This window comes from Candidatus Methylomirabilis sp. (assembly GCA_036000645.1).
Classification (GTDB): Bacteria; Methylomirabilota; Methylomirabilia; order Methylomirabilales; family JACPAU01; genus JACPAU01.
The window spans coordinates 17,549-32,157 of the sequence record DASYVA010000082.1 but is presented as its reverse complement, the minus strand read 5'-3'; the positions used below and the strand labels follow the sequence as shown (position 1 = coordinate 32,157).

The window sequence follows — 14,609 nt, the reverse complement described above, 5'->3', positions numbered from 1 at the left end:
CGCCACCCGCTGCTGCTGCCCGCCGGAGAGCTGCCCCGGATACCGGTCCTCAAGCCCCGTCAGGTTCACCTTCCGCAGGCCCTCCGCCACCCGGGCCTGGAGCTCCTGGGCAGGGAGTCGCTTGAGCTTCAGTCCGTAGGCCACGTTCTGCCAGACCGTCATATGCGGCCAGAGAGCGTAGTTCTGGAACACCATGCCGATGTTCCGCTGGTAGGGGGGGATGGGGTTGACCAGGCGGTCGTTGAAGTAAATCTCGCCGGTGTCGGGGACGTGGAAGCCCCCGATGAGGCGGAGGAGCGTGCTCTTCCCGCAGCCCGAGGGCCCCAGGAGGGTGAAGAGCTCCCCGTCCCGGATCTCGAGGGAGACGTGGCTGACCGCCTCGAGCGGGCCGAAGCGCTTGGTCAGGTCGGTGATCCGGATCCGCATGCCGGAGGGGGGTACCCGCTACTGCGCCTTCTTCAGTTCCTCCCACTTGGCCTCGATCTCGGCCCGATACTTGGCCTTCAGGCTCTCCGACCGCTTGTTGGCGATGGCATCATCGTAGACGTTGCTCACGTCGCTCTCGAAGTACGACCGCACGCCCCCGGTGAACTCGACCGCCATCTCCGCCGGCGAGCCCGGGGCTCCCTGAACCCGGTACTTGGGGGTGATGGGGAAGAGACCCCGTTCCATGAAGACCCGCTGGCCCCGCTCGGTGAGGAGGAACTCGATGAAGGCGGCGGCTGCCTTCGGGTGCTTCGCCCCGGCCAGGATGGCCATCGGTTCCGGGGTGACGAAGGCATTCTGTGGGGCGACGAACTTGATGTCAAAGCCGGCCAGTCGCTCCTCGAAGGCCATGTAGGAGGGGACGGCGAACCCCGCGGCAAACTCCCCCTTCGCCACGACGGAAGGCACGTCACGGCTCCGGGCGGTGAAGATGCCGGAGTTGCCCGCCAGCTTCTTCAGCCAGTCCCAGCCCTTCTCCTCCCCGAGGCTCTGGAGGATCACCTCGTAGGTGGCGTTGCTGCTGCTGCTTCGGGTGGGTGCGCACTGGGCCACGTTTCCCTTCAGCCGTGGGTCCAGGAGGTCGTCCCAGGTCTTGAGGTCGGGGACCCCGAGCCGCTTGAGGACGCGCGGATGATAGACCAGGCCGTAGGGCTCGAGCGCCGTGCCCACCCAGTAGCCGCGCGGGTCCTTCAGGGGAATCGGCTTGGGCTTGCCGACGGAGACCGGGATGGCGTCCCAGCTGGCCTTCGAAAGGTCCAGCTTGCTCAGGAGCTTCTGGTCGGTGAGCTTATCGAAGAGGGCACTCTCCCCGCCCCAGAAGATGTCCACCTCCGGTCTCCCCTTCCACTCCACGATCCGTCCGTAGGCAACCGGGGTGCCGGCGGCGAGGGCATTTACCTTCACCGTGACGTTCCAGGTCTCCTTCGCGTACTCGGCGAACGCCTTCAGCGCGGCGTCGTGGATGAACTTGGAGACGGGGGTGATGAGGACGAGCTCGTCCTCGATCGCCTGGGCGGCGGCCATCCCCGGGACCAGCCCCACGGCCAGCGCGAGGGCGAGCCCCCCCAGGAGCGCAGTGCGGATCCGTCTCATGCTCCCCTCCTTCCGATGACGAAGACAACCGCCCCGGGATCCCCGGGGAAGACTGAGAAGCGGCGGGACGGGCGACAGTCGGGGGCCGCACTATGGCATGCGGGTACGCCCGCCTTCAAGCTCTTTTTTTTGCGGCGGCCCCCTCCCGAAACTCCTGCCCCAGGGCGACTTCCTCCCAGTACGCCGCCAGCTCCCGCTCGCGCCGGACGTCGTCCCATCCGCAGAGGGCCGCCATCCGCGCCGCGATGGCCTCGGCGCAGTCCCGCCCCACGCAGGGGCTGGTCCCGATCCCGGTCCGCCGGAACAGCACGTCGGCCAGGCTGACCGCGGCCTCGGACTCCACCGCCTGCGCAAGCTGCGCCGCAATGTCGGGGTTGGAGGGGCAGAGCCGCGCCTTCATGTCCGGGCGCGAGACCGTCCGCTCCAGCACCTCCCGGTACCGGCGCCCGTAGGTCTCGACCAGCATCTCCAGGAGGGCCGGCTCCACCCCGTAGCGGGCGGCCTCCGCAGCCGCATCCACCAGGATGCGCGCCTCCCCCACGGTCGTGTCCGTGTCCAGCCCGTCCAGGGCGAGCCGGTGCGTCCGGACGGGCCCGCGCCGCCCGAGCAGCTGGCTGATCCGGTCCACCGCCTCCTCGGCCTGCTGGCGGTAGCACGTCAGCTTCACACCGGTGATGGAGAGGAAGTTGCCCCCCTCGCCCTCCACGATGACCTTGTGGGCCCGGGAGACCTGCCAGGCGCGCTTCCCCTCCTCGTAGGTGAGGGGCCGGACCCCGGCATACGTATAGGCGATGTCGGCGGGGCCGATCCGCGCCTGCGGGAAGACCCGGCGAGTCCCCGCGAGCAGGTACTCCACCTCCTCCGCGGTCGCGGCGAGGCGATCCAGGTCGCCGGCGAAGTCGGTGTCGGTCGTGCCCACCAGCGAGAAGGTCCGCCAGGGGATGACGAAGAACATCCGGCCGTCGCGAGCCTCTAGGTAAACCGCGTGGCTGGTCAGCCGGGGGACGAGGAGGTGGATCCCCTTGGTCGTCCGGACGATCCGCCGCCCCCCGTCGAGGCCCGCCAGTGCCCGGACCCCGTCGATCCAGGGACCGGTCGCATTGACCAGGACGGCCGCCCGCAGGCGGGCCACCTGGCCCGTCAGGACATCGCGCACCACGGCGCCGACCACGCGCGACCCGTCCCGGAGGAATTCCTCGACCCGGGCGTAGTTGTAGACCTGGGCGCCGTGGCGCCGGGCCGAGAGGACGTTCTCCAGGCACAGCCGCTCCGGGTTCAGCAGCAGGTCGTCAAAGTAGAACCCGGCGCCCTTGAGGTCCGTGGCGTTGAGGCCCGGCTCGAGCGCCAGCGCGCGGTCCCGCGAGACGCCGCCGTACCGGCCGACCCGACGGCCCGGGGTCAACAGATCGTAGAGGGCCATCCCGATGCGGATCTGAATCATCCCCCGCTTGCCCCCACGGTAGACCGGGATCACGAAGGGGAGCGGCCGGATCAGGTGCGGGGCCAGCCGGCGGAGGCGCTCCCGCTCCCGGAGCGACTCGGCGACCAGGCCGAAGTCGAACATCTCCAGGTACCGGAGCCCCCCGTGGATGAGCTTGGAGGAGCGGCTCGTCGTCCCGTAGGCGAAGTCGCGCTTCTCCACGAGCACGACGCTGAGCCCGCGTAAGGCCGCGTCCCGGGCGATGCCGGCCCCCGCCATCCCCCCGCCGATCACGAGAACGTCCACCTCCCGATCGGCGATCGCGCCGAAGCGCGCTTGTCGCATCCTCACTCCTTCACGCAGAGCGCCACGAGCCCCCCGCCCGCGGCGGCGGCGGCGAGACCGACCCAGAGGAAAGGCCCCGCCCCCGTCATCGCCACGAGGAGGAACATTCCCGCTCCCAGGTGGCAGACGGTGACCAGCGCGACCCGCGCCGGCTGCGCCCCCTCCGGCCCCGCCCTCGCCGCCGCCAGGGGAAAGAGCGCCGGAAGCCCAGCCCCCGCCGCGCCCCAGGCCACGGCGAGGAACGCTGCACCCCAGCCCGGGTCTGCGGGGCGCAACGCGAACCCCAGGCCGATGGAGGCGAGCAGGGCGGCGCTGGCACTATAAAGCGAGCGCCGCCGAGCCGCAACATCTCCGACCACTCCGACGAGCGGGCCCGCCAGGATTGTGGCCACCGCGGCGGCGGCGGCGAGGGCGCCGGCACCCCGGGGCGAGAACGCCGCCCGCTCGTCGAGAGAGAGGGGCAGGAGGAGGAGGCCGGCCCCGAAGGCCCCGTTGGCGACGAGCGCCGCCGCAAGCAAGGGAAGGAGCCGGCGGAGGGGCAGCCGGCTCGCCGCCGCCATCGGTGAGGCAGCGGGGTCCGTCCTGCGGGCGAAGACCAGGACCGCCAGGCTCAGGCCGAGGAGGCCCCCGCCGGGAAGGGCCACGGCACCCTGCCACCCCATCTCGGGAATGAGACGCGGCCCCCCCCAGAAGGCGATTGCGGCCCCGGCGCTCACGGCCGCGGCGGCCCCGCCCGCCGCCGCTGCCCCCATCTCACGGGGCAGCGCCTCCAGGAGATGCTCGAGCGCGGCCACCCCGATCACCCCAGCCCCGACGCCCCCCGTGAGCCGGAGCAGGAGAAGCCACTCGGGGCGAAAGACGCCGGGGGTGAGCAGCGCGCTCGCCCCGAGCACGACGGCGCCTGCCGCGACCCAGGCCTCCGGGCGGGCGCGCGCCCACCGCCCGGCCCAGCCCGCGCCCGCGGCGGCGCCGATGAAGTGGAGCCCTGCCGCAGCGGGCCCGACCCATGGAGAGGTGGGCCAGGAAGCCTGCACGGCGGGGAGGACGGTCCCGAAGCCCAGGCCGAGGATTCCCGTAAAGGTGAGGAGGAGGTAGTAAAGACTCGACAGCAGCATCGTGTATGGAGTCCGCGGGGGCTGCCAGGCCGGCCGAGAATAGTGGGCGCCGGAGCGCCTGTCAAGCGCTCCCGAGGCTCCAATCCCGCCAAAATCCCACATTTCGGTTGACATTAGCATCGGCGGTGCTACTGTACCTTTCATCATGATCCGGACCCTCGAGTGGACAGACGAGGGCATGGTCCGGCTTCTGGATCAGACCCGGCTCCCCGAAGAAGAACTCTACGTGGAGTGCAGGGACGCCGCGGCCGTGGCCGAGGCGATCCGGCGAATGCAGGTCCGGGGAGCCCCGGCCATCGGGATCGCGGCAGCCATGGGTCTCGCCCTGGGGGCCCGGCAGAGCCGTGCAGCCGCGTTTGAGCCCTTCTACGCCGACCTCTGCCGCATCGCCGGCGAGCTCGCCGCCACGCGCCCGACCGCCGTCAACCTCTCCTGGGCCCTCGAGCGGATGAAGCAGGTGGCCCTCAAGCACCGCGATCTCCCGGTTCCCGCGATCACGGCGCACCTCGAGGCAGAGGCGAGGCGCCTCTGGGCGCAGGACCTGGAGGCGAACCGGGCGATCGGCCGCTACGGAGAGCCGCTCCTGGCCCCGGGATCCCGGGTCCTGACCCACTGCAACGCCGGCGCCCTGGCGACGGTCGGCTACGGGACGGCCCTGGGGGTGGTGCGGGCCGCGCACGCCGCGGGGAAGGGGATCCGGGTCCTGGCCGACGAAACGCGCCCCTTCCTGCAGGGGGCCCGCCTGACCGCCTGGGAGTTGCACCGGGAGGGCATCCCGGTCACCCTGGTCACGGACGGGATGCCGCCGGCTCTCATGGCACGGGGCCTCGTGGACCTGGTCCTGGTGGGAGCGGACCGGATCGCCCGCAACGGGGATGTGGCGAACAAGATCGGGACCTACGGTCTGGCCCTCGCCTGTCGGGCCCACGGCCTCCCCTTCTACGTGGCCGCGCCCCTCTCCACGCTCGACCCCACCCTCGAGAGCGGCGCCGCCATCCCCATCGAGGAGCGGAGCCCCGAGGAGGTCACGACCCTGGCCGGACGACGAATCGCCCCGGCCGGGGTCCCGGCCCTCCACCCGGCCTTCGATGTGACCCCGGCCGCGCTGGTGACAGCCATCATCACGGAGCGGGGGGTGGCGCGTCCCCCGTACACGGAGAGCCTGGCCGCCCTTCTGGGTGGCCGGGAGGACCGGTAGCGATGGCGGGTGAGAAGGTCCTGGTGGTCGACGACGAGCCGCTCATCGCCCAGATGCTCACCGACCGCCTGCAGGAGCTCTACGTGGACGTCCTCAGGGCGAGCAACGGGGTGGAGGCGCTCGAGATGGCCTGGGAGCACGTCCCCGATCTCATCCTCCTGGATGTCATGATGCCGAAGATCGATGGGTTCGAGGTGGCCAAGATCCTGAAGGAGAACCCCCGGACCGCGACCATCCCCATCATCTTCCTCACCGCCCTCTCCCAGGTGAAGGACAAGGTGCGGGGGCTGCAGCTCGGTGCGGAGGATTACGTCACGAAGCCCTTCCACTTCGACGAGCTCCTGGTCCGGGTCAAGAAGGTCCTGCGGAAGTCGGAGGCGGAGAAGTCCGAGAAGGGCGGGGGGGGGAGTGCCGGCGTCAAGGGGAAGCTCCGGGACATGAGCCTCGTCAACCTCATCCAGTTCCTGGAGCTGGAGAAAAAGACCGGCATTCTCAGCATCGTCTCGGAGGGGCGCGCGGGGCACCTCTACTTCCAGGACGGCAAGGTCGTGAACGCCCTGCAGGGAAACCTGCGGGGAGAGGGGGCGGTCTACCGGCTCCTGAGCTGGAGCGACGGGGACTTCGAGCTGGAGTCGCTGGGGACCACCCCCCCCACCGGCCCCGCGCAGATCAGCCGGGGCAACCAGTCCCTCATCATGGAGGGACTGCGCCGCGTGGATGAGACCGCCCGCCTGGCCAAGCAGCTGCCGCCGCTCACCGCCCGGCTCAAGGCCAGCCCCCGACTTCGCCAGATGCTTGCAGGCAAGAAGCTGGCCCCCGATCTGGAGCGGTTCCTGGGCCTCTTCGACGGGAGCCGGGACATCCACGCCGTCATCGAGGAAAGCGGCATCGACGACCTGAAGGCCCTCGAGAACGTCCACAAGCTCCACAGCAAGGCGATGCTGGAGAAGGTCTAGGCCCGCGGCGAGGGATCCCGGCGACAGGAGGCGTATGACGGAAGGAACCGGGCAGGCCAAGCCGGCGCGCGCGATCCTCCTGGCCCTTGCCCTTCTCCTCCCGGGCCCCTCCCCGTCGGTGGACTCGCCCCCCTCCCCGGACCCTGCGGCCACCTTTGCCGACGCCCTGGAGGCCGTGGCGGAGGGAGATTGCGAGGGGGTCACCGCGCAGCTCGGCCCCCTGGCCGGCCCGGCGCTGCCGGAACCCCTCGCCCGCCGGGTCGATCTCCTCCTCGGGATCTGCCACCATCGCCTCGGCCGCTACGAGGAGGCGCTGCCGCACCTCCGGGCCGCGGCCGCAGCCTCCCCGGAGGTGGCCGACTACGCCCTGCTCGCCTGGGGCGAGGCCGAGCAGCGCCGCGGCGTCCCCCAGGAGGCCATTGCCCCCCTCGCCCGGCTCCTGGCTACCTACCCCGAGAGCCCTCTGGTCGAGCCCGCCCTCCTCCTCCTCGCGGAGAGCCAGGCGACCGCCCTCGACCTGCACGCCGCCACCCTGAGCCTCCGGCAGTACCTGGCGCAGTTCGGGACCTCCCCGCGCGCCCCCACGGGCCGCCTCCTGCTGGCCCGCGTCCGGCTCCGGGCGGGGGATCCGGCGGAAGCCCTTCCGCTTCTGCTCGAGCTCTGGCGGGAGGAGCCGGGGAGCAGAGCGGGCGACGAGGCCGCGGCGCTCCTCGAGGCCCTCGGAGCCCCCGTGGCCGTCACGGCGACCGACCTGTTCGCCCGCGCCCGGGGGCTGTACCGGATCGAGGCCTTCAGTCAGGCGGTGGAGGCCCTGGTCCCCTTCGCCACCGCGCCGGGCCCCCACCGGGAGGAGGCCCAATACCTGCTGGGGCAGAGCTACTTCCGCCTCCGGGAGTACCCCGAGGCCGCGCGGCAGCTGGCGGCAGCCGCCTCCCGCGGGGGCCCCCACCAGGCGCGCGCCCTCTTCTGGGCGGCTCGGGCCCGGACCCGCGGGGGCGACCCCGCCGGGGCCAACACCCTCCTGCAGCGGCTCGTGGTTCTCAGACCGACCCACCCCCTCGCTGACGACGCACTCTTCTTGCTGGCAGAGAACCTGGAGGACCTGGGGCGGCGCCAGGAGGCGCTCGAGGCGTTCGCCCGCTTGGAGCGGACCTACCCTGACGGGGAGTTCGCCGACGCCGCGCTCTGGCGGCGGGCCTGGACGCACATCCGGGACGGTCGCGTGGGGCAGGCCCGGCCCCTCCTCAAAACCCTCGCAGGGCGGCGGGCCTCCCCGTACGCCACCCAGGCCCTCTTCTGGGAGGGGCGCCTCCTGGAGGCCGCGGGGGATCGGGAAGAGGCGCGGCAGCGCTTCCAAAGCGCAGCAGAGGGGGCAGGGGGGGACTACTATGCGGCGCGGGCGCGGGAGCTCCTCGCGTCCCACGGCAGCCCGGCCTCGCCCGACCCGCCCCGGCCGGCCGCGGCCCCCGTGGATCCCCCCGGGGACCACCCTCGCCTCGCCACCGCCCGCGAACTGAGCGCCCTGCGCCTCTGGGATGAGGCGACGGAGGAGTACTGGCTCCTCGTCCGCACCCACCCCGGGGACCGGGGGTTGCAGCAGGAGGCCGTCGAGGCATTCCTGCGGGCTCGCCGGTTCGACCGGGTCCTCTGGATCGCCCGGCGGATCCTGCTGACCGCCTACCGCCAGAATCCGCTGGCCCTCCCGCTCCCCGCGTTCTGGGAGTTGCTCTACCCCCTCGCCTACTGGGACGCGGTCCAGGAGCTCTCCGCGGCCCGCGGCGTGGATCCCCACCTGGTTGCCGCCGTGATGCGAGAGGAGAGCGCCTTCGGCTCCGCAGCCGTCTCCCGAGCCGGGGCCCGAGGCCTGATGCAACTGATGCCGGCCACCGCCCGGCGCGTCGCCCGCGCCCTCGCCCTGCCGGATCCCCACCCCGAGGGACTGCACGCGCCGACGGTGAACCTCACGCTGGGCACCGCCTACCTGGCGCAGGTCCTCGAGGACTTCGGGGGGAACCTGCCGCTCGCGCTGGCCGCCTACAACGCCGGCCCGCAGGCGGTCCGGCGTTGGCTCCAGGAGATCCCGGCCGCCGACCCGGACCGCTTCATCGAGGCCATCCCCTACGCCGAGACCAGGGAATACGTGAAACGGGTCCTGGCCAGCTACCACCGGTACCAGGCGCTGTACGCTCAGGCGCCTGCGGCACCGCCCGAGCCCCCGGCGGCGGAACCCGGCCGCACTCCCCAGGACTGACGGGCGGCGATCGCCCGCTGCCACCCGGAGGGGGCCCGGCCCGGGAACCCCTCGTGCACGCGCCCGGAGAACGGCGTGGCGCTCGCTGAGCCCCCTGCCGTATAATGCAGTCGCGGGGCGCGCCTCTCCTTCCCGGAGGCATCTCGATGCGCAAAGCGTTGACGATCGCGGGGTCGGACTCGGGGGGAGGTGCCGGCATCCAGGCCGACCTCAAGACCTTCACGGCGTTCCGGGTCTACGGGATGTCAGCGCTCACCGCCATCACCGCCCAGAACACCCTGGGGGTCCAGGGGGTCCACGTCCTGCCCCCGGAGTTCGTGGTCGCGCAGATCCGATCGGTCCTGGGGGATATCGGGGCGGACGCCGCAAAGACCGGGATGCTGGCCACGGCCGACATCGTGGAAGCGGTGGCCCGGGAGCTGCGCGCCTTCGAGCTCAGGGCGCTCGTCGTGGACCCCGTCATGGTGGCAGCCAGCGGGGATCCCCTCCTGGATCCCGGTGCCGAGGAGGCGGTGAAGCAGGTCCTCCTCCCCCTGGCCCTGGTGGTGACCCCCAACCTCGACGAGGCCGCCATCCTGGCTGGGGAGAAGATCCGGGACCTCCCGGGGATGAAGGAGGCGGCGCGGGCGATCCATGCCCTGGGCGCGCGCCACGTGCTGGTCAAGGGGGGACACCTGCCGGGTCCGCGGGTCCTCGACGTGCTCTACGACGGGCAGGAGTTCATCGTCCGGGAAGGGCCGCGGATCGAGACCACGAACAGCCACGGGACCGGGTGTACGCTCTCCGCGGGCATCGCCGCCGGACTGGCCCGCGGCCAGGCCGTCCCGACCGCCGTGGCCGCCGCTCAAGCCTACGTGGCCGAGGGGCTCCGGGCCGCGGTCGCCATCGGGAAGGGGCGGGGCCCCCTCAACCACCTGGTCGGACTGAAGGGGGCCGGATTCGAGGAGGACGGGTAAGGGAGCCGGGACATCGGGCGACCAGGAGGAAGCATGCTCACGGGGAAGCGAATCCTGCTGGGGGTGACGGGGAGCATCGCCGCCTACAAGGCGGTGGAGCTCCTCCGCGAGCTGACCCGGCGGGGAGCCGATGTCCACTGCGCCATGACCGAGAGCGCGGCTCGCTTCATGGCCCCCCTCACCTTCGAGACCCTCTCCCGCCGGCCCGTCCTCACCGACCCGTACGCGCCCGACCCCCAAGGGCAGATCGCGCACATCGCGGCGGCCGGCGGGGCGGATCTCTTCCTGGTGGCCCCGACCACCGCCCACACCCTGGCCAAGTTCGCCCACGGGCTGGCCGACGACTTCCTGACCAACCTCTTCCTTGCCGCCACGTGTCCCGTCCTCCTGGCGCCCGCCATGGACGTCGAGATGTGGCGGCACCCCGCCACCCAGGCGAACGTGACCACGCTCGTCCAGCGCGGGGTCCACTTCATCGGGCCCGCCAGCGGGGATCTGGCCTCGGGCCTCACGGGTCCCGGCCGCCTCGCCGAGCCGGCCGAGATCGTGGGGGCGGTCGAGGCACTCCTGGCGCGCGCCCGCGACCTGGGCGGCCGGAGCCTCCTGGTGACCGCGGGGCCGACCTACGAGCCGCTCGACCCGGTCCGCTTCGTCGGGAACCGCTCTTCGGGCCGGATGGGATTCGCCCTCGCCGAGGCGGCGGCGGCCCGGGGCGCGCGGGTCCTCCTGGTGACCGGACCCACGCCCCTCGCCCCCCCGGCCGGCGTGGAGTGCATCCGGGTCGAGACCACTCAGGAGATGTACGAGGCGGTCCTGGCGCACGCCGAGGGGACGGATGCGGTCATCAAGGCGGCCGCCCCCGCCGATTACCGGCCGGCCCGGGTCGCCCCGACCAAGATCAAGAAGGGGCGGGAAGTGTTGACCGTGGAGCTGACCCCCACCCCGGATATCCTCGCCGAGCTGTCGCGGCGCAAGGGGAAGGCCGTCCTGGTCGGCTTCGCCGCGGAGACCGAGGAGATCGTCGCCAACGCCAGGGAGAAACTCCGGAAGAAGAACCTGGACCTGGTGGTGGCCAACGACGTGGGGGCGAAGGACGCCGGCTTCGGCGTCGAGACCAACCGGGTGACGCTGGTGGGCGCGGACGGGGAGGTCGAGCCCCTCCCCCTGCTCAGCAAGCGGGAGGTGGCCCACCGGATCCTCGACCGGGTCGCCCGCCTGCTGGCGGCCCGCCCGAAGCGCGCCTGACGCCAATCCTCCACCCAACCATGGACGCCGACCCCCGGGACGAGCTGCGGGAGCTCACGCGCGCCACCAGGATCTACCTCGAGGCGCAGCGCCAGCTCGGCCTCGAGTTCGTCCCCGGAGCACCCCTGGCGGGGCCCGCGCCCGCCCGACCGCCTCTCACGCTCGCCGAGGTCCGGGAGGAGCTGGGGGAGTGCACCCGGTGCAAGCTCTGCCGGGGCCGGACCCAGATCGTCTTCGGGGTCGGCAACCCGCAGGCCGACCTGGTCTTCGTGGGGGAGGCGCCGGGGGCCGAGGAAGACGCGCAGGGGGAGCCGTTCGTGGGGCGGGCCGGCCAGCTCCTGACCCGGATCATCCAGGCGATCGGGCTCAGGCGGGAGGACGTCTACATCTGCAACATCATCAAGTGCCGCCCGCCGGGCAACCGGACCCCGGAGCCGGACGAGATCGCCACCTGCGAGCCGTTCCTGTTCAAGCAGCTCACGGCGATCCGGCCCAAGCTGATCTGCGCCCTCGGGGGCCCCGCCGCCCACACCCTCCTGAAGACGAAGGAGCCGATCTCCCGCCTGCGCGGCCGGCTCTTCGAGTTTCGGGGCATCCCCCTCCTGCCCACCTACCACCCCGCGTATCTCCTCCGGAACCCCTACGAGAAGAAAACCGTCTGGCAGGACATGCAGCTCCTGCAGCGGGAGCTCGCCCGCCTCACCGGCCGCACCTAGAGTGGCTGCGACGAATTGTAGGTCTCCGAGCGAGGGGGCGGTCAGGAAGCCTTGGGGCGGACCGGGCGGGTCGGCGGGTGCTGCGGCAAGAGCGTAGCGAGGCGTGGCAGGCGCATGCGGATAAAACCCCGCGCGAATCCTCCCCTCAGCAACTCCGAGAGGAGGGAACGCTGGTGCTGCGGGTGCGTAGAGTGGTAGCGGCGATCCCCCTCGATCAAGCCTACCCACAGATCATGGACCACCTGGTCGTAGCGGAGGGAAGGACGCCGTTTCCTCGCCCCTAATCCCATGCCCTGTCCACCTCCCGCCGCCAGAGTACCGGAATCGATGGCAAAAGGTCAAAGCAATTCGGCGCCTCTCCCCGGGGCGGGAGCCCCGCGGCCCTACGCGGCGGTGGCCCTCCCCCTGCCGCTCCCGGCTCCCCTCACCTACAGCATCCCCCCGGAGCTGGCCGCGACCCTCCAGATCGGCGTGCGGGTCCGCGTCCCCCTGGCGCGCCGCGAGGCCACCGGCTACGTGGTCGGATTCCCGTCCGAACCACCCCCCCTCCGGCTCCGGCCGATCCTGGAGGTCCTGGATGAGGTCCCGGTTCTCGACGGGCATCTCCTGGAGCTCACCCGCTGGATTGCCGACTACTACTTCGCCCCGTGGGGGGAGGTCATCCGGGCGGCCCTCCCCCCGGGCCTCACCGCTCTCGCGCGGCCGGTCATCCGGTTGACCCCCGGGACGACCGTGGCCGACCTCCTCGCGGCGGACGCCTCTCCGGCCGCGCAGCAACTGGCCGCGCTCCTGACCCGGCGGGTCGCCATCCCCACCCGCACCCTGGCCAGCCGGATCGGTCCCGCCGCCGCGCGCGCCTGCCTCACGCGCCTCGCCCGGCGCGACCTCCTCCGGGTGGAGCCGCTCCTGCCGGCCCCCCGGGACCGGCCTCGCGCCGTCCGATGCTACGCGCTGGCGGTGCCCCCGGAGGAGGCGCGGCGCCAGGCCGAGGCGCTCCGGGGCCGCGCCCCGCGCCAGGCCGACATCCTCGAGCGCCTCGTGCAGGCGGGGGGCGAGCTCCCCGTCTCGGAGCTGCGCCGGCGGGGCGGAAGCGCCGCCGAACTGGCCCTCGTCCGCCGGGGGCTGCTCCGCGCAGAGATCCGCGAGGTGCGGCGGGACCCGCTGGCCGACTACCCCGCGGAGGCCACAGAGCTCCCCTTCCCCCCGACCCCGGCGCAGGCCGAGGCGCTGGCCGCCAGCCTCGCCGCCCTCCGGGCGGGGCGCTTTGCCGTCTTCCTCCTCTTCGGCGTGACGGGGAGCGGAAAGACCGAAGTCTACCTGCAGGCGATCGCGGCCGCGCTCGCCGCGGGCCGGCAGGCGCTGGTCCTGGTCCCCGAGATCGGCTTGACCCCGGCAGCCACCACCCGCTTCGCCGCCCGCTTCGGCCGCCGCGTCGCGCTCTTGCACAGCGGGCTCCGCCCGGGGGAGCGCTTCGACGAGTGGCGCCGGATCCGGGCGGGGGAGGCCGACATCGTGGTCGGCGCTCGCTCCGCAATTTTCGCCCCGCTCCCCCGCCTCGGCCTGCTGATCGTGGACGAGGAGCAGGATTCGGCCTACAAGCAGGAGGAGGTCCCCCGCTACCACGCGCGGGACGTGGCGGTCCTGCGGGCGCGTCTCCTCGGCTGCCCCGTCCTCCTCGGGTCCGCCACCCCCGCGCTGGAGTCGTACGCCAACGCCGAGCGGGGGCGCTACCGCCTGCTGACCCTGCCGGCACGGCTCGGGGAGGCCCGCCTCCCCACGGTCCACGTGGTGGACATGCGCCAGGAGCTGGCCCGCGCGGGGCGCCTCCCCCTCCTCTCCCCCCTGCTGCGGGAGCGGATCGGGGCCCACCTCGGGCGCGGGGGCCAGGTTCTCCTCCTGCTGAACCGGCGCGGGTACGCCGCCGCCCTCCTCTGCCGGGAATGCGGGTTGATCCTGCGCTGTCCCCGCTGCAGCGTCAGCCTCATCTGGCACGCCACGGTGGCGCGCGCCCTCTGTCACCACTGCGGGCATGCGCGCAAGGTGCCGGAGGCCTGCCCGGAATGCCGCGGGAGCCGGTTGCGCCAGTTCGGCATCGGGACCCAACAGCTCGAACGGGTGGTTCTGGAGACCTATCCCAACGCGCGGGTCGCCCGGATGGACCGGGACACGACCGCTGGGGCGGCGGGAGTCCGCGCCATCCTCTCCCGCCTGGCTGACGGGTCCCTGGATGTCCTGGTCGGGACGCAGATGATCGCCAAGGGGCACGACTTCCCCGGGGTCACGCTGGTGGGCATCGTGGCCGCCGACCTCACGTTGAACCTGCCGGACTTCCGCGCGGGGGAGCGGACCTTCGCCCTCCTCACCCAGATGGTGGGACGCTCGGGGCGAGGGCGGGACCCGGGGGAAGGGATCATCCAGACCTTTTCCCCCGAGCACTACGCCATCCGCGCGGCGCTCGCGCAGGACTATCCCGGCTTCTACCGGGAGGAGGTGCCGCTCCGGCAGGCCCGTCGCCTCCCCCCCTTCACCCGCACCGTCCGCGTGCTCTGCACCGCGCCGGACGAGGGAGCCGCCCGGGCCGCAGCGGAGCGCCTGGCCGGGCTCTTGCAAGATCGGCCCGGGGTGGAGGTGGACGGCCCCGCTCCCGCCCCCCTCCTTCGCCTGCGGGGCGCGTACCGGTGGCACCTCCTCGCGAAGGGAAGGGTCGCCAGCGCGCTGCATCGGGCGGTCCGGGCGGCCCTCACGGGCGGGCCTCCCCCCGGTCGCGCCGGCCTCAGCATTGAGGTGGACGTTGACCCCCTGGATCTCTGGTAAGGCCGCGGCGATCAA

General features: G+C 72.6%; 11 protein-coding genes. 7 read left to right on the top strand and 4 right to left on the bottom strand.

The window, feature by feature from the left end:
- The 4 genes from VGT06_04895 to VGT06_04880 form a co-directional block, all read right to left on the bottom strand.
- Window positions 1–426 (bottom strand): ABC transporter ATP-binding protein (locus VGT06_04895; GenBank protein HEV8662469.1); only part of this gene is annotated, 426 nt, incomplete at its 3' end.
- A gap of 18 nt (window positions 427–444) precedes the next feature.
- Window positions 445–1,578, bottom strand: a complete 1,134-nt coding sequence (locus tag VGT06_04890) for an extracellular solute-binding protein (GenBank protein ID HEV8662468.1) — start codon at window positions 1,576–1,578, stop codon at window positions 445–447.
- Between the two features lie 115 nt (window positions 1,579–1,693).
- Entirely contained in the window at window positions 1,694–3,343 is a 1,650-nt protein-coding gene (gene glpD, locus VGT06_04885; GenBank protein ID HEV8662467.1) for a glycerol-3-phosphate dehydrogenase, read from the bottom strand.
- Between the two features lie 2 nt (window positions 3,344–3,345).
- Window positions 3,346–4,458: an MFS transporter gene (locus VGT06_04880; GenBank protein ID HEV8662466.1), complete on the bottom strand. Its 1,113-nt coding sequence runs from the start codon at window positions 4,456–4,458 to the stop codon at window positions 3,346–3,348.
- Window positions 4,459–4,600: 142 nt separating this feature from the next.
- Between VGT06_04880 and mtnA the strand changes: the two genes are divergently transcribed.
- The 7 genes from mtnA (at window position 4,601) to priA (ending at window position 14,594) form a co-directional block, all read left to right on the top strand.
- Window positions 4,601–5,656, top strand: a complete 1,056-nt coding sequence (gene mtnA / locus VGT06_04875) for an S-methyl-5-thioribose-1-phosphate isomerase (protein HEV8662465.1) — start codon at window positions 4,601–4,603, stop codon at window positions 5,654–5,656.
- Window positions 5,657–5,658: 2 nt separating this feature from the next.
- Window positions 5,659–6,612 (top strand): response regulator, encoded by a 954-nt coding sequence (locus tag VGT06_04870; protein ID HEV8662464.1) that lies wholly within the window; start codon window positions 5,659–5,661, stop codon window positions 6,610–6,612.
- Between the two features lie 34 nt (window positions 6,613–6,646).
- The gene (locus VGT06_04865; protein HEV8662463.1) at window positions 6,647–8,863 is read left to right on the top strand and encodes a transglycosylase SLT domain-containing protein; all 2,217 of its coding nucleotides are present in this window, start codon (window positions 6,647–6,649) and stop codon (window positions 8,861–8,863) included.
- Window positions 8,864–9,009: 146 nt separating this feature from the next.
- On the top strand, window positions 9,010–9,819 hold the full coding sequence (thiD, locus tag VGT06_04860; protein ID HEV8662462.1) for a bifunctional hydroxymethylpyrimidine kinase/phosphomethylpyrimidine kinase: 810 nt from the start codon (window positions 9,010–9,012) through the stop codon (window positions 9,817–9,819).
- 33 nt (window positions 9,820–9,852) lie between these two features.
- On the top strand, window positions 9,853–11,064 hold the full coding sequence (coaBC, locus tag VGT06_04855) for a bifunctional phosphopantothenoylcysteine decarboxylase/phosphopantothenate--cysteine ligase CoaBC (GenBank protein HEV8662461.1): 1,212 nt from the start codon (window positions 9,853–9,855) through the stop codon (window positions 11,062–11,064).
- A 20-nt stretch (window positions 11,065–11,084) separates the two neighbouring features.
- A complete protein-coding gene (locus VGT06_04850; protein ID HEV8662460.1) occupies window positions 11,085–11,780 on the top strand; it encodes a uracil-DNA glycosylase in 696 nt (231 codons plus the stop codon).
- A 393-nt stretch (window positions 11,781–12,173) separates the two neighbouring features.
- Window positions 12,174–14,594 carry a primosomal protein N' gene (gene priA / locus VGT06_04845; protein HEV8662459.1) on the top strand — a complete coding sequence of 807 codons (2,421 nt, stop codon included), beginning with the start codon at window positions 12,174–12,176 and terminating at the stop codon, window positions 14,592–14,594.
- The last annotated feature ends 15 nt before the right edge of the window (window positions 14,595–14,609 follow it).